Source organism: Paenibacillus sp. FSL K6-1566, assembly GCF_038050475.1.
GTDB classification, from domain to species: Bacteria; Bacillota; Bacilli; order Paenibacillales; family Paenibacillaceae; genus Paenibacillus_AQ; species Paenibacillus_AQ lactis.
The window spans coordinates 1192245-1209592 of record NZ_JBBOSR010000001.1 but is presented as its reverse complement, the minus strand read 5'-3'; the positions used below and the strand labels follow the sequence as shown (position 1 = coordinate 1209592).

The 17348-nt window shown below is 42.5% G+C and carries 8 protein-coding genes; all 8 read right to left on the bottom strand.

Going from position 1 to position 17348, the window contains the following annotated elements:
* Window positions 1–212: 212 nt before the first annotated feature.
* The 8 genes from NST08_RS05160 to NST08_RS05125 all read right to left on the bottom strand — a co-directional run bounded on the left by NST08_RS05160 (window position 213) and on the right by NST08_RS05125 (window position 17205).
* A complete protein-coding gene (locus NST08_RS05160) occupies window positions 213–1019 on the bottom strand; it encodes a hypothetical protein (RefSeq protein WP_251536545.1) in 807 nt (268 codons plus the stop codon).
* A gap of 31 nt (window positions 1020–1050) precedes the next feature.
* Entirely contained in the window at window positions 1051–1626 is a 576-nt protein-coding gene (locus NST08_RS05155) for a papain-like cysteine protease family protein (protein ID WP_028404407.1), read from the bottom strand.
* Between the two features lie 683 nt (window positions 1627–2309).
* Window positions 2310–3548, bottom strand: coding sequence for a PDDEXK-like family protein (locus tag NST08_RS05150; RefSeq protein WP_341341544.1), 1239 nt, complete (start codon window positions 3546–3548; stop codon window positions 2310–2312).
* Between the two features lie 440 nt (window positions 3549–3988).
* Window positions 3989–4159 carry a hypothetical protein gene (locus NST08_RS05145; protein WP_341341543.1) on the bottom strand — a complete coding sequence of 57 codons (171 nt, stop codon included), beginning with the start codon at window positions 4157–4159 and terminating at the stop codon, window positions 3989–3991.
* Window positions 4160–4328: 169 nt separating this feature from the next.
* Window positions 4329–10202, bottom strand: a complete 5874-nt coding sequence (locus NST08_RS05140) for a DUF3320 domain-containing protein (protein ID WP_341341542.1) — start codon at window positions 10200–10202, stop codon at window positions 4329–4331.
* Window positions 10203–10413: 211 nt separating this feature from the next.
* The gene (locus NST08_RS05135; protein ID WP_341341541.1) at window positions 10414–13050 is read right to left on the bottom strand and encodes a pPIWI_RE module domain-containing protein; all 2637 of its coding nucleotides are present in this window, start codon (window positions 13048–13050) and stop codon (window positions 10414–10416) included.
* Window positions 13037–16132, bottom strand: coding sequence for a pPIWI_RE_Z domain-containing protein (locus NST08_RS05130; protein ID WP_341342614.1), 3096 nt, complete (start codon window positions 16130–16132; stop codon window positions 13037–13039). Before NST08_RS05130 ends, NST08_RS05135 begins: the two co-directional genes overlap by 14 nt.
* The gene (locus NST08_RS05125) at window positions 16129–17205 is read right to left on the bottom strand and encodes a restriction endonuclease-related protein (RefSeq protein WP_210095737.1); all 1077 of its coding nucleotides are present in this window, start codon (window positions 17203–17205) and stop codon (window positions 16129–16131) included. Before NST08_RS05125 ends, NST08_RS05130 begins: the two co-directional genes overlap by 4 nt.
* Window positions 17206–17348: the final 143 nt, after the last annotated feature.

Here is a 17348-nt window from a genome sequence, read left to right as displayed (position 1 = left end):
TACATCTCAAAAGAGATGCTACCTGATGATTGTCGGGTTGGTGATGCACTTTCCATTAGAGTAGTAAAATTACAGTTGATAAGGCTGAAACCTTGAAACTCAGAGAAGAAATTAATGATCTAAAGAAAATATTAGAAGATTAGCACGATAAAAAAACAAGCCGCTATAAATATAGGGCTTGTTATTTATGAAATTATTCTTGTTTAACATTCTTATTTCTTAATTGGCTTCTTCTTAAATAACAAGTAAACGATGAAAGTAAATACAGCTGCAACTAATAAACTAGTGACTGCGGTTAAGAAGTAGTTGTTTACACCGTTCGAAGCGTTAGATTCTAAAATCGGATAACCTCCAGTTCCATCTGCATCAGGATTTCCACCATGTGACTGGACTTGTTTTAGAAAGCTGATTGTTTTTTCGGAATCCCATAACTGATTATTGTCCATCCCACCCATCAATGCATTTTTTTCTGCCGGAACGTCTGGGATATTTACTTCTTTACCATTCAAGTTTGCTACTAGATACCTAATATTTCCGTCTTTAATTAAAACCGGATCAGTGTAATCACTGTTTGTAGAAAGTGTATTTGTCATTATGTCTAATGACTTAGCCAATCTAGATGCATCTCCTCCTGCAACCACTACTCTGAAACTATCTTCATACCTTTCGATGGTGAGAAAAGATTTGCCTAATCCATTTGACATGACAATAAATTCATATTGTCCAGTTGGTTTTGAAACATCGATTAAACTTGTAGAAACATTATTGAACTTACTAGCGTCAAACAAATGAACTTCAAAACCTGGTCCAAGCGTAACATTATTCACCTCATCTTTATCGGCATAGCCATATCCAACTGGATCTTCGAGAATTAATTTCTTAAATTCCTCAAGCCCAGTTCCTTCTGCATACTTTTGAATATCTTCTGGAATATTTGTACTAGCATAAATGTTTTGTACTGAAATAAAACAGATAAATATACTAATCAAGAACACAGAAAAATATTTTACTTGTCTCATTTATTAGCTTCCTCCTTTTTTTGTAATGTAGTTAATTGTAATGCCAGAAATCCTTTAATCCCCATCTCCAGGTTCTGTCTGCACCTGATCCTCCATTAAATTTTGAGTATTCCATCGATGTTTTTACTCCATCCCAAGGGTCCAGATAGTTCATGTACCAAGTATAGGTAGGTGTATTGCTATAGCCGTAGATAGCAACGGCATGGCCATCTATCGCTGTCGGACTATTCCATTTCCAACTAACGTACACAGGACGTCCCCCATCGATTTGACTTTGAACTTGAGATACATTTAAATTCCCTGAATAATAGTTTGATGATACTCCATAGCTATGCATACCGCTCTGAGCTTCCGTCGTTGTAGCCGAAACATTAGCACAGGTACTAGTGGACTTCACTTTCTTTACGAAATCACACTGATAAACGTTTTTACTCGCCATAAACTTAAGGACACTAGAACTTACTGCCGCCCAGCACCAACTATCCTTTTCTTGTTTAGCAATTGGATATGAGGGGAGATCTCTGGAAGCAGCAAAAGTTTGTGTTATGAAACTTACAGTAAATATTAAGGAAAATATAGCGGTAAGAATAAATTTGCGGTGTCTCATTTTGATAAGCCTCCTTTAGTTTTTAATGATCGTTTTTTGCATTATATTCTTCAAGACCATGGACCCTATTTACATGATAAAGTTTATCCCCCCTCTATATGTCATAACATCAAGCCACGCATTACCCCTAACTAAGATCTAAGATGTTAAAAAATAACTTACTGAAGAAATTATCCGTATATTTTAATTAACGCCTTAAGATCAATAAATGTTTCCTTTTTTTCTTATTTTTTTATTCCTTCCCATAATTAAACAAACATTTAAAGGGAGGGCATATCTTTTTCTCAGTAGATACGGGACTTTATTACGAGCGAGGTTTTCAGTAATATGACCATTATTATAGGTGGGAGGATGTAGGGAGTCACGGTTCTACGAAGCCCTCGGAAAGGTACGAAGTTTACCAGGACGAGCCCAGCCTAATCCCGTGTAGATCAGTCCTTCCTATATCAGTGAGCTGGAGAACAGTGAAAAGCGCCCTCTCTGCTAATGATTATGGCATTAGCAAGGGCGCTAAAGTTAAGCCTTTGGCTCTACTTGAGGATTATGAGAGGTAAAACTAGATACTTAGATGTTCGCCTCCAGTAGTCGGAGACTTCAACATTCCAACAAAATAGTGGTGAAAGTTCAGTTGATCTCCAAGTCTCTTAGCCGACTTTAGATCTCTGCTTGCTAGTATGGTGTATTTATATAGTATCGTCAGGGGTACCAAGCTGAAAGTTCTGTAGAAACGAAACTAGATAGGTGTTAACTTCATTATACTTAAATACTTTCTCCAATAAATGTTTCATGCGATCCACAACATGATCAACATCTGACCAATCATTCACGTCAACGCTTTTGGAGCGAAGTCGTGTAAAAGTCCCATCCTTTTTTTTCAAGGCAGTAGACTTAATAGAGAATAGGTTATCTGGATCGTTATCATTTAAGTAATTTAGCAAAGCATGTCTTTTATTACCGTCTGCAATGGGTCCTACTTCCAGGATAAGGCGTAGTCTTGTTTCTTCAGCTGCAAAGAAATAAGTAATCGGCCTTGGCGACCTCCATTTATTCACTAGCCGAGGAAGTAACTGATCTAAAGATGAAGGGATAAACCAATACTGTGTATCACTAAGATATGAATCTGGATCTTCATGGTGGCCTATACAATCAAGTTCAGATCTCAATATTTCCGTCGCTTGATTAAGTGTTGATATGGAAGTGACTCCATACTTAATGATCGTTTCTATTGCTTCTCTATGGTGCTTATAAATCTCACGACAAAGTTTAATGAGTTGTTCATCTTGCATGGTTAGCACCTCCAAAGTTCTAGTATAGTAGCGAATAAAATCGTATACTTTTGTGTTCATATGATCTTTATTCAAAGTGAGAATTGAATTTAATATAGACAAAATATCACCATGACCTAAATGATAATATTCCGGATGTGGAGCCTCATCTCCATTTAGAGTTAAAAATAGCGGAATGATATTCTTGATCCCCGGGTAATTGTCCTTAATTAGATTTATGTACTTCTCCAGCTGGTGATGTGCTAAACCTGCATGTACTTTATTCTCAATAAACAGGATGAAATCGTTGCTTTTTGAAATGACAAGGATATCGATGTTTCTCCATTCACGCAAAACCTCTGCATCGAAAAAGCTGCTTAACAGTACATCCGATATCTGCAACTGGTGATTTTTGACTTCAATATCCCTGCATAGTACCTCAGCAATTAATTTTTTCAATACCATATCACTTAAAAAGTGGTTCTCTTGCGGACTTAAGAGCCATGCCAACATATTAGAATGTCTTATTTCAAATTGATCCACTTTCAGTACCTTAAAAGGATTAAACTCATTGATCTTGGCAGTTAGAAGCTCCAGTAAATGGTTGTTCGTAACAAAACGGTTGATCTTATAGTAGAGTTCATCAGTCTCATTCATAGTTCTACCTCCTTAATTTATATCGCTAAAATGAAAATGATCCCCCTATCTCTCCTTGAAGTAGCTTCGTGACAAGTTATAACTTAAGCTTAGTCAATTACAGATTGCCACTCTATTATAGAATATCTATGTAACAAACCTTGTCATCGAATATGTGTTCTTGTTAAAATAAAAACAATGTCCCTCATAGGGAACATTGCAAAATAACACATAAGAAACTAAACCGCCTTGCTTTTTCACATTCGTCAACACTTTGTTGTTGAGAACATCACCTCTTAATCATTTTCACAACATCAATCGACGATCCTCGTCAACACATACATCCATTCGCCAGAAATCGATGAAACCCTTCTATAGAACCATTGCAGATTATTCTCTAACTTCAATACTATTACTAATGACCTACTACTAATCCGAATGACAACCAAATCGTTATTGGTTTAATCCTCTTTATGTGGATCGGGATCGCAGCTTTCATCAGATTTTTGCTCCTCTTCCCTATACTTTTCCTTCATTTCATTATAAAACTCTGTTACTTTATCACTCGTTAAACCTAACTTCTCAATGACTTGTTTAATCTCCAAATGCATTGCACGGTTTCTTGGTTTCATGGGATTCCTCCATCACTAATTCCTCATTTATCCATAGTTTAAAGAATAGTGGTGACATGGGAATGCCAGCAAACGTAAGTTCGGAACCCAAAATCGGCATAAAAAAAAGACTGCTCATTGAGCAGCCATTGATTAGCCTTATGGTAACATAGAGAGTAACTTGGTTTAATTACTTCACAACCACCCGCTGATTTTCATCTTCATAAGCGAAGCCCAGCTCTATAGCTCTTTGAATCCCCGATTTAATCGACTTCTCCAGAGAACTGCCGGATCTAGCGTATCCGAGCGCCTTAACGACTTGTTTCGTTAGCTCATCATAGGGAAGACTAATTTGAGAAGACAGAATGGATTTCACGGCAACCGCTACTTCTTCCGGAGGTAAATCCTCGGCCATTCGCCGCTGAGCGTCATCTGTGGCTACCCTGTAAATGCCATACTCGGATGGTTTTATTTCCTCTGGCCACAAGAAGGTCATTTCGTTCACTTCCGTATGCGCAGGTTGTATCTTCATCAACAACTCTGTAAACCTCTGATCCAATCGTGCTCCAAGTCTGGTAATGCCCCATGCCTGTAAAATACGTTTTGTAAGTAAACTCCGGCTAATAGGTCCCTCTTCTTGAATGACCTTTCGGATTTGACCCAAAAGGAGCTCCGTCGATTCTGGGGAATGAAACCAATCCGACCCTAAAGAAACAGCATCCAGAACGCAGACATGGTAAGGGTGCATCTCTTTCGGTTTCTGGGGCTGTGCAGGTTGAACAAGATGATCCTTATCCTTTCTTACCGGAGGATTCTGTGAACGTTCAAATGTCACTTGTTCATGAGTCACTGCTGCTTCAGCTTGGGACTGAACCCGTAGCTTCTTGACCTCTCTTCCTCGCTTAACAGCTTCCACAATACGGTCCATTACGCCTTCTCTATTGTCCCACCAATCCGGACTCCACACCCTCAACAAATTCCAGCCAAGCTGCTTAAGGACTTCTTCCCGCAAAATATTACGATCCCGTGCAGAATCCGCATTTTGATACATCGGTCCGTCAAGGAGAATCCCTAATGCATAATGATCGGACTCAGGGTCCAATACCGCTAAATCAATGCGATATCCCGATGCCCCGACATATAGATCTGCTTGGTATCCGCGCTTCTTCAATTCAGCGGCCAGACTTCGGTGAACATGCGAAACCTGAAGCGCTTGAGACGACGCCTCGCTTGCAGGCAGGATCCGTTTTCCTTTTTCCGCATACTCAAGGAACGCTTTTAAGCCTAGTACACCTTCGCTGCTGATCCTGCTCGCATTCAGGTGATGGGCGTGCAGTGTTGAGAATACCAGCATTTCATACCTAGCTCTTGATACGGCAACATTTAACCGTCTCCAACCTCCCTGCCGGTTTAATGGGCCAAAATTCAGGCTTACCTTACCGTTTGCATCAGGCCCATATCCTACTGAGAACAAAATAACGTCCCGTTCATCCCCTTGAACATTCTCAAGGTTTTTGATGAATAGGGGTTCCGGCATTTGCATCATGAGCATTTCCACTTCCGGTTCTTGCTTCAGTACTTCTTCAAGCATATCCTCAATCAAGGTTTGCTGAATGGAGCTAAACGTGACGACCCCTAAGCTCTGTTGACGCAAGACCGGATCCTTAATGCGGCGAACAATCTCAGCAACGACAGCCTCACCCTCCGCTCGATTCTGTTTCGTACGTCCCCGATCATAATATCCTTCGACAGGGCACCATTTCACACTTGAAACGGGTTCATCCGGAGATGGGAAGGTCATTAACTTATTTTCGTAGTAATGAGCGTTACTGAAAGCGATCAGGCTTTCATGCCGACTACGATAATGCCAGGTCAGATGTCGCTCCGGCATTCCAAGCGCCAAACAATCATCCAATATGCTCTCCATGTCTTGCAGCGCCGGTTCCTCTTCCTCCGTTTCCTGACGGCTCTTCGAAAAGAAGCTCGTTGGTGGCAGCTGTTTCGGATCACCTACGATGACAGACTGTTGTCCCCTTGCCAGTGCCCCAACCGCTTGTGCCGTTGGCACCTGAGAGGCTTCGTCAAATATCACCATATCGAATGGGGACCGTTCAGGATCGAGGTACTGTGCTACAGAAATCGGACTCATCAACATGCAGGGCACTAATCGCGGCAGCAAATTCGGAATCTGTTCAAACAGTTTGCGAATTGACATATTTCTCCCGCCGCTGCGAATCGCCCGCTGAAGAATGCCGGCTTCCGAGCTTTGCGATGCTTCCTGCGACATTTGAGGGACTCTCGAAGAAAGCCTGGCCACAATTTCTTGTTGGGTTAGTCTCGTATATTCCTCGTCGGCTTCTTTGAAGCGAAGTAGGGTCTCTTCAAATACATTGCCGGAGAATGACACGAATTGCTCATCACGCGCAATGATGTAATTCGCTATTTTTTTATAGAGTCCACGTTCAAAAGCATCCTTCAACTGGTCATTAGATAGACGCCCTTCTTCGTATGGAATGACAAGAGGGAGAAGTCCTTGCTCCTCCGCCTGCGATCGCACTCTTTGCCACGTACACCAATCTCTCAATACATCTAGATGAGATATCCATCCATTTGCTTTTTCCAGGAGATCATCGTGCCAGTCCAAATCCTGAGACTGATGCGCCATACGCTCAAAGTCAATCTGCAATAGATCGCGGAGCTCCTTTTCCTGATGCTTCACTTGTTCATGACTGCGGAGTACAGACTGTATCGATTGATTCAGCGCAGCATTCCCACGAAGCTCAACCATAAATTCTGCAATCTGTGTTCTTGCGTGATGGGCATCGGTCGTATTTTCAAACCAAGCCGTTAACGCTGCATGCAATCGATTCAGCCACTCGCAAGTCTCCATGAGGTCGTCCCACTTGCCTTCGTCATCCCAGATCAGCGAGGAACCAAGGAATGGAGCGGATTCGTCCCTTGCTCGACTTAACTTCTGTTCCTCTTCCTGCAGGGAAATGATATCCAGCAAGTGAGATCTGACATCCTGCTTGGCTATCCCTTGACCGGGAACCGTCATTTTCTTCAGCATATTTAAAATGCGATTTTGCCCGGCCCATTTCGGAAGGAACCATTTTAGCTCCAAGCTATCCCAAGTAGATAACATCATTTGGGCATCTAGACGCTGAGTCTCTGCAGTGAATAGTTTGGCAACCCGATCTCTAATCTGGTCTCGGCGTTTGCCCTGAAGTGCTGCGGCCTTTAGCCTTTCAACCGATTCTTCGAGATTGATCTCTTGCATGAGGGCAGGTTTAATATCCGGTACACGGCTAGCCAGCTCACACAACTGTGCAAGTATGGAGATTTTGTCTTGAGTCATCGGAAGAGCTCCAAGCTTGAAATGCGTCAGCGCTTCATTCATCGCTTTCTGACGTCCCTCAAGCTCTACAATGTAGCTCTTTATTAATACTTCTGCGTTTGCCTTCAGCTCCTGTGTATAGGATGTAACCTTAGAGTCAGCCCAAGGGTGCGTGCCCGGATTGCCAAGGGCAGCCCCGGCTGCGATTAATTGAGCAACCGTGTCATTCCATGCAACCAAGGTATCCGGGACCAGTCCTTCAATCGCTGCGTCATTGAACGTAACGACATCCGGTGCTTCACCCGCTCTCTCATACTCCGATATCGCTTCAAATAAAGATAAGCCAAAAGCATGTTTTCGATGAAGGGCTTTTACATAACCGTTTAACGTCTCTCTCAACTGGAACAAGCGATCTGCTTGTCTTTTCCATGACTCGCTAGACTGTATCCGCTGCACATCAATCGCATTGCTTAATTGGTCAAGGACTGCTCGCTTAGTGCTTTTGTTGGAGTGAAGTTCCAGGCAAAAAGGGCCCAAACCGATCTGTTCTAATCTTCGCTGAACAACGGACAATGCTGCCATCTTCTCCGCTACGAACAGCACTTTCTTCCCATTGGCCAGAGCACTAGCAATCATATTCGTAATGGTCTGGGACTTCCCGGTTCCTGGAGGGCCGTGCAGCACAAAGCTTTGCCCCTTAAGCGCCGCGCGAATGGCCGACAATTGTGAAGAATCTGCACTGACCGGAATCAACGAGTGAGCCGGATGCTCTTCATCATCGAGCGGCTCGGGCTTCACTTCCACAGATTCCTGTAGCTGTAATTGCCCCTGAATAAGGCTCGCCACCACTTGATTCTCCGCCAAATGATCCGCTCTCGTGCGAATGTCATTCCACATTACAAATTGCCCGAAAGAAAACAATCCGAGATTAGCCGTTTCCTCGATGTCAAAGCGGGATACTTGAATTAATGCATGTCGAATAACGTTAAAGATCTGTTTCAAGGCAATGCCTTTCTCATCCCTCGGAAGCGGATCCAGGCCATCGATGCCGATACCGAAATCCTGCCTGAGCATCTCCAGCAGTGTAATATTAATTTGCGGTTCTTCATCCCTCGCCCGAATGACATAGCCTTGTCGTGAAGATTTTCGCAAAATATCTACAGGAATCAGCACAATCGGCGCATATCGAGGAAGTTCGCTAACCGGTGACTCATACCATTTCAAGAGACCCAACGCAAGAAAAAGCGTGTTAGCCCCATTCTCTTCCAATGAAGTTCGGGCAGACCGATAAATATGTACAATTCTTTTCTCTAGCTCTTGAGCATTCAAATCGGCTCTCAGTCGTCTCCGGACGAATTCTTCTTGCAACAATTTAACGAGTGGGTGATTGGCATTCACACTTTGATACAAGCTGGCGTTTCGCCCGTTGTCCTCCCAGTCACTGGGCCTAGCCAACAGTTGAAATTCATCGCCGTCAGCCAGAGCATCTTCTAAATCTCCCAACTGGGCAGAAATGACCGGAATGCTCGATTTGGTTAAGCGAAAATTGAGCAGTGAATTACGAAGCGTCAAATCCAGCAGCTTACGCTCCCATTGCTTTTGCCGCGTTGTAGGCTGCAACGATTCAACTTCCAATGGTTTTTCCAGCACTTCCAGAAGTTCCGGAGCAGCACTTTCATGGATCTTCGTCTCACGAGTCTCCTCAATGACCCATCCATTTGTCGCCTTCGTACGCAGTGGTAACGGTCGTATGGCTGCTGCGCGTGCTCTTCGAATATCGACCAAGCCATCGAATGAATCGGGATCTCTCAGATGCTCCTCGGCTAGCATAGCCGCTTGATCAAATGGAATACGATCCCCCTTTACCATAGCCGTAGACTCCACCACGCAGATTTCATTTATTCCCGCTGCGAGCCTTTTCGTTAATAACGATATATCATCTTGAACCGTCTCCGAGAACGTCTCCTCTACAAGCCAGACTCCGGCAAACGCATGCCCTTTCGTGAAAATGATCAGGGGATGTAGACCCACCGCCTCCATACAAGCAGCATATAGCATGGAAAGATCCAGACAATTCCCCAGGCCATGCGTGAAGATGGTCTCAGGAAGACGAATACGCTGACCGATCAACTCAAAACTAGGAGGAGCTACACAGTAGGAAATCTCGCGATTCTGCAAAGCCGAGTAGATTGCAGCGGCCTGCATACGTACCCGGTTGGGATCCTTACTCTGATAAGCTGTAAACGAAGGGCTTCCCGACCATTGCTCCAGAATGGTGCCCGCCTCCCGTACGATCTCGGCCACTTGATGATGATTTGGCGTGACAAAAGCAGCGGTCATCTCAGGCAATACGGCAAGCCCACTCCATTCATCAAAGGCAAGGACGGAAATCGAGCCGCGTTGCTTGAACAATTCGGTGTCATTCTGCCATACCGTCAATGTCAATGTACCTGATATGCGTTCCGACAAATCCCCCAAAAATGAGGTCGACATATGTAAATCAATCGTACCTATATCCAAGGATTGCCCTGCTGGAAGCATGTCAAAATCCTTCTTCCATTCATATGCAAATTGCGGCTCAGATTCTAGCTTCACCGTGATTCCCTTGATATCTTCACCCGTTGTATTCGTTAAGATGATGCTCTTCATAACAGGAACATGGTTCTGCTGCATAGCGTAGTTCACGGTTTCGCTATACAACCATTCGCATGATATTCTGCTCTCCACTTCCATATCCTCCTATAATTCTTGTTTCTCAGTCCTGTAGACCTACAGCGATTGCCAATTAGTTCTATAATAACACTAAATAATGGGTGTATCTGCTTTATTCGACATGAAAATACGAGAAAATAAAAGATGATTCGTAAAAGAACGAATCATCTTGGGGGATGTTTAATTTAATGCCTTCTCAATCCTAAGAGCATTGACTGGTTTAACTTTAATTTACAACAACAGGAACTTCATCAAACTCCTCTACTACTTCAACCTCATCATCAAATTCATCATCAAAAAACTCTTGTTTCCCTGTAAGATACTTGGATAAAATATTCATTACCTTAATTGGGTACGGATCAACGGTATGGGTATCAAACGTCAAACCTACTCTTCGTAATTGATCAACCAAATAAGCCAGTTCATCACGTTCGTTTTCGTCCAGCGGTCCTAATGGAATACACTCAACTGCTCGTTGTTGTAGCAGAAGCTTAGATGGACTAGTAAACTTTATATCCGTAACACGGGAACCTTGCCAAGCACTAGGTCTTCCACCTACTCCATAATAGATTCCTAAAGGATCTCTAAAAATACCACTTGCCTTCATTGGTTGTTCTTCATTATCCGGGCTAAAGATTCGATACTGGGGCACATCCTGGGTGGTATTAATCCGGATAAACTGAATTCGAGATTCATTCGCCAAACGCTCATTTAAATAAGGAACAACCTCATATTGTATACGAGGATTTTGAAGAACATCCAACCATCCATTTCTTAACTTGGCATTCATCATGACAACGATCGGCCTATCATCACGGTCCAACTCATTTTCAATAATTTGCGAGACAAATCTCTTAAAAACTGCGCTGCTATTGTTCTTATTTTTCTGCGGCTTTTTAAGCATCTTTGCAATTTCCAAATGGAAAGGCGCCTCTCCTAGAGGGACCCAAGTGTCGACACCAAGCATTCTGATCATAACCTCCGCTCCATCCATTTTAGAAACGACAGGCAAGTAATCCTTATCAGCTTTAAGCACGTTGAAAGACAGGATTGATTTGAATTCGTTGAGCTTGGTTACATTATGACTTAGAAAACCAGCATCATTCAACAAATCAAGCAATGCGTTGACCATGCGTCCCGTATCCGCTTTACTCCCATTGTCTTCGTTATTTTCAACGGTGATATGTTCAGAATGATCCTTTTTAACGGTAAGTGGTTCGATAAATTGCGATAAACGCCCAGACTGCTTCATCGCATCTCTGATCGCTGCTTTCGGATCGGCCCCATCACGCCATGAATCTTTACCGTTTATTTCAATGAGAGCTAGCGTCTTTTTAACAGAATGTTTTGTATTTGAACCCAGCTTCTTTTTAATTCGATCAACCAGCTTTGAGTAAGCAATATCAGCCGTATAAGTGCCTATCTCCAGCTCACTTACAATGCCCTCCGGGTCCCGATGTACAAATTCGATGGTAACTACTTTGTCGCTGTTAAGTTCGTAGACATCATCCGAAATTTGACGCTTGAAAATTACAACTCCTTCTTCTCCCTTTGGGATTATATTTATAAATTTATGGGGTGTGGTATATGCCTGCTTCATCGCTACAAACATTTCTTTACTGCTGTATACTTCAATAATAATATCTTGATCCTTATGAGAGACGATCGGAAGGCGTTGGTTATTCATTTTATTTCTGGGGATTTCCATAATAGCTGGCAGTGACTTCATATCGTATTCAGCAAGCACTTCTTCAAAAGCATTGAATAAGCCTCTTTTTTCCGATATACCTAATCCTGCTTTGACCCAGTTACCTGCATTTTTAAATGAATTATGGTTAACAACCCAGGCCGTGATTTCCCCTTTTCCCTCAAGATAAGCAGTTGGTTGGGCCAGTAACATATCAGCTTCAAACTCTGCGCCATACAATATATCCCAGTAGAGATTATCCAACGCAGTCCTCCATCGTGTAAAGGTCCCTTTGTCTTTATGCACGAATCGTTCAAATTGAAGTTGTGAAAAAGACTTAGTATTTTGATCAAGCTCTGGGTTGCGGACGGATACAAGGACGGAGCATGTGTGATTGTCTTTTAAATAACATGCAAGTTCCTTAGTTTTCTTATCAATTTTTATCTTGGGATCCTTTAAATATCGCCGTCTTCCCACAGAAACGGATAATAACATTCTGTTCGCATCTCCACCTCGATTTTGTAGGCTCACTCTAAGAACATAAGAAAAAGGATCGTATTTATTAGACTTCATGTAGGGCTCTGTGACACACTCATGTTTGCCATTAAAAATAGTATGATAAAACTGAAATTCCTTAATAATTCCCTGACCTAGATCAACTTTTCGAGGTTTAGCGCAAAATTTAATGGCCGCAAGTGCTGGTAACCATTGATATTTATCAATATACTTTTGAGTTGAATCTGTAGTTATCTCCCCAAAACGGGTCGTAATCCAGGATAATTGGGCCTTCTTCAGATCTTCAGGCAACTCAGAAACCGTACATCTCTTGGTAGAAGCCAACCAGCCCAAAGTTAATCTTTTGATTAGAGATTCCGATATTTTCTCTGTTGCTACAATCCATGGCAGATCCGTTTCTACAAATCTATAGTCTACTGCCACGTTAATAATTTCCGGAAAAATGCTTTGCAATTTTAGGCCTAATGGCTTCACTTTAAATGCAAGCTTATACTCATTCGAACTTTTCCCTTTGTGTGATGAACTCTCTTCTGAATAAGTCTGATCCTTCAGATAGTTTCGCCAGCTTTCCGGCATATACATCAAATGAACAACTTCATCGTAGAAGACTTCCTCTTTGACTTCCAATTCAAATAACTGCATCATTTTAATACTCTTCAATATCCTCATCCTCCATTTCCATCTGTTGAATAGCTTCCATAAACGGCCCATATAAGCTTTGAAATAGTACATCGTTTCTGTTCTTAACCATTATGTTTTTCCATACTTCCAGCATAGAAAGCCCATCCGACTCATCTGCCTGCTTAGCGCTAAACTTGGCATCACAGAAAAAGACCCTGGCATCCCTACCACCTCGCAGCAAACGGCCAATCATCTGCCAAACAGGGACAAAGGTGTACCAGCCCATCATCTCCCGCTCATCGTTAGTAAGCAAAGACCAATAATCGGGCTTTTGGTACATGCTCTCCAGTTTGCCACTACTCATCTGGCGCAATTTATTGATGGCGCTATCGTAATGAAGGCTTTGCTTTCGAATCCTCTTCATGTACTTAGGCAGATATGCATGCAATATCTGGACCAAGTAATTTAAATCATTCGGCACCGGATAAGGCCGTACCAAAAAGTAGACACTGCCAAACAAGGCTCCACCTTCCTCATCAAGGATGTTATATCCCCTCCCTACAGACAACAAGGGGACTATCAATACTTCTGCCGATTGTAGATGGAAAGTTTCAATCAGGCTTCTCGAAAGTTCATCCTCCTTAAGTTGTGAACCTCTGCCAAGTGCTTTGTATCGACCTGCCCAAGCGGAATCATCTGAGAATACTTGTCGCACAGTTTCAACATCGTCATAAGAATTGACGACCAGCAAGACCCGACGCCGCTTTCCTAACCGTTGCCAATAACCCAGTTCATAATTCACATCCGATTTTAATTGTCTGACCATGCCCGATAGATTGTTACTCTTATGTTCTGGATCACGAACGCCGGAAACTACATAAAATTCTCCACGGGTCATATCAAGAACAGGTTTATAATAAAGCTGAATTTTGGAACTTTGCCGCCCTGCTCTCAGCAACCAGTCTGAAGAAGTTTCCAAATCATAATGCGCCGAATTAGGCGCATGGCTCGTCCCGGATAGAAAGACAACTGCAGGTCCTTCTTTCCCGTCACTAACTTGATATAATTGGTGCCAATCTTTCAAAAGCAATCTTCCAATCGCCGTATACTCGATCAATTTGAATTTTCCTGACTTCTCAGCATCAGGCAGATCATACTTGTAACCAAGCGTGATTCCCGTCATAGCTTCTTTCATAAACGCTTCGTAATCTTTCTGCATTGTAAAAAGTGGAGAAAAATCAATCGACAGACCTAATTTGACCTGAATCATCGGAAATGCCGTCAATATATATTTGATATTCTCTTCCGCACGGCATAGGTAAATGAAGAACTCCAACTGAGCGTATAAAAGCTGCCTTTTCACCCGTGGTTTTACTTCTCCCTTTACCTTGGCGATAAACTCCTCAATCCATTCCTGTTTTCGTTCTGGGCTGTCTGTATCTATAAGATCATTTGCAATTCCCGACAATCGCTTGTCCTTATATGGTTCAGAGGCATACTCCATCAACCATTTAAAGATCCGTGTCTGCTCCTTCGGATCTGTGGATAATTTCTCACTTAGCGTTCCGGCTAGACCCGCTACCCGAATGAGATTACTCCGTATGTCATTTCTTAAAGTAGCCGAATCATTCAACTTCGCATAAATCCGCCAGACCATATGTTCCAACATTCGCAAGCGGTCGTTCCACTCTATGATTGCTGAATCTCCGGCATATTGACCATATTCGCCATTGGTGAGTTGGCTTGATTCAAATCTGAGCTTTTCAAAAATATCCTCAGTCGAACCGAACACATTGTACTCCGTTAAAAATGCTTCATCGAATTGCTTCTGTACCTGATCCGCCTCATCTACAAATATGACATCTAACAAGTCATACATGGCTTCAAAAATTGTTCTGGAATACGGATCAATGATTTCAGGAATGCGTGTTTTTAACACACTAGAGGCCGTGGTCACCCATACTTCTGCATTTTGCAAATCCACAAAATCGCGATAGACCCCGCATTTATGGGCTAGTGGACAGACAACTTTACCGTTTTCCTGTTGTAACTGCAAACATGGGGACGGTTTATTTCGTTCGTAATCCTTGGCTAGTGCTTTGATCAAGCACACATCGGATACATGCTTAAGTGATTCGTACTGCTCGTTTTGCCACTCACTAATGTTCTGAATTTGATTCATATTGGCGACAAGATAATTTTGCTGATGCTTGCTTCGTCCCATTCTACCGATGACGGGGACTGCATGGACGCCAAGACGCCGTAGCTCTTTAACCCGTTCCAGTACCTGAGCCACACTGCCTTCGATAAAACCAATCTTGGCACCCGTCTTCTTTACCAGTCGGAAAGTTTCCAAAATCATAAAGGTCGATTTCCCTGCACCTAATCCGCCACCAATATGAATGTTCCCTTTATAGATCAGCTCCTGTTCCTTACCTTTTACGGATTCCAGAATGACCGTTTTGGCTCGATCATGCCACATCGTACTCTCATTCTTACATCCATCCAATTCCATAGCTATTTCAGTCCCATTGTAAGGCAACGGCAGTGAACGTATTGTTTTAGAGCGATATGCTGGAAAGGGACTTGTAGGGTCTTTCAATAAACTATCGGGAATACTGCCATGAAAAGTACTGGGATCACAGCCACGAGTTCTGCGCTTGTAACTAAATTGGCCAGCACCGGCAAATGTTTTTGTGCTTGGCTTTCTAGGGATATATTGCTTTAGAATCCGATTATAGACGGTCAAACGATCCGTTCTGTATTTTGGCGATATTTGTATAGCTATTCCTTCCTCCGTGATGTCATATAACCGGTAGTCACGGTGTAATTCAGAGTATCTGCCTAACCGTCTAGATAGCACCTTCTTATGACGAAGTTCAGCAAAAAGAATGCGCATACGAGTAATGATCTCAATCTGTGTCAGATCAGGTAGAACGGGATCGTTGTAACCTACCAAAAGCGACCATGCTTGCTCGATTTTTAATTTTGGATCAATCATATGGCAGCCCGTGATGAATAGTTCTATATTGATTAATGTTGAGATATCATGTTTACCGAGATTTAACGAATCAAACTCTCTGACAATTTCCTCAGACAACTCCCAGTACGTCTTCCTCACCAAAATATATCCTCCAACACTTGTTCTACTTCATTTTCCATCACAATTCGGATGTAGTTCCTAGCTGTCTCATTCAAATACATTTCCGCTCTTTTCTTATACTCTTGGAACAACAAACTTCGATATCGCGGAACGACAATAAGGCACTGATCCTGATATTTTTCAAGATAAGACGCGGGTTGCTCATTAAAAAAATTAGCTAGTGTCCGCGGATCCTTAAAATCTTTAACATCTAGGAAAAATTCCCGACCTGCCTGCCTAACAGAAAGATCAAATGTATCAATGTTCGGATAGAGATCAACCTCGTAACCTTTTTTCCTCAAACGCTTAGCCAGACGAAGCTCAGAGATCCCGGGCAGAAGGACAAAACGCTGAATGCCTGGATTTAGACGGAAAACCCGTTGTTTTCCGAACTCAAACGGCGCTAGAATCTCCATATCAGCAAGCGAGTGGCAAATATCCTCCTTATTACATCGCCAACGATCATGTTTATATTTCATCGTCCAGCCGCAATGCGGGCATTTTCGGAAATTTGACAGTTCTTGCGTAATCTCCGGATAACAATTCCTGATCAAATTAATGAGTTCAGAATCCTGAAAATTTTCAAGAAATTCATTGAGTTCACGGGCAGTAATTACTGCATGTTGAGGTTCGGACAGAAATGTACGGATAGCAGTATATTCATCCTGCAGCTGTCTACCATCCTCTCTGCAGTATTTCAAGATATCATACATGTTCTGCTGCTCCGCATCCTGCGGAGAAATATAGCGATTCATAAACTCGTCCGTATCGGCAACTAAACCGACAGCTTCATCAAGTAGAGGGGAATGTTCTGGGTAGTCGTTCTGGAGGCCTTGGATCCCCCATTCATGTGAGGGTCTATGAAGAATTCGTATCAACTGATAAATATCTACCGGAGGATCGGAATTACCTTCCGCAGACAAATGGGCAAACATTAGCATCCCCGTATACAGTTCGTCTGGAATTACACCGAAATTTTCCTGCCATTTCTGGATGCCTGTAATTAAGTTAAAGAGCATATCCGGTCTCTTGACCGTTTCCACTTGGGCCATATGATCACCATTCCTTAAAACAGTAGATAATAAATATAGGATAGACTATTGAGGTGTTCAGAGGGTGTCAGCGAATGTATGTTCTGTTCGTAAAAACCAAAATAAGAGGCCGACAATAAATAAACGACCAAGGTAATAGACCA

Coding starts and splice junctions, on each gene's coding strand:
- NST08_RS05160 (WP_251536545.1), bottom strand. CDS start 1,019: ATGAGACAAGTAAAATATTTTTCTGTGTTCTTGATTAGTATATTTATC.
- NST08_RS05155 (WP_028404407.1), bottom strand. CDS start 1,626: ATGAGACACCGCAAATTTATTCTTACCGCTATATTTTCCTTAATATTT.
- NST08_RS05150 (WP_341341544.1), bottom strand. CDS start 3,548: ATGAATGAGACTGATGAACTCTACTATAAGATCAACCGTTTTGTTACG.
- NST08_RS05145 (WP_341341543.1), bottom strand. CDS start 4,159: ATGAAACCAAGAAACCGTGCAATGCATTTGGAGATTAAACAAGTCATT.
- NST08_RS05125 (WP_210095737.1), bottom strand. CDS start 17,205: ATGGCCCAAGTGGAAACGGTCAAGAGACCGGATATGCTCTTTAACTTA.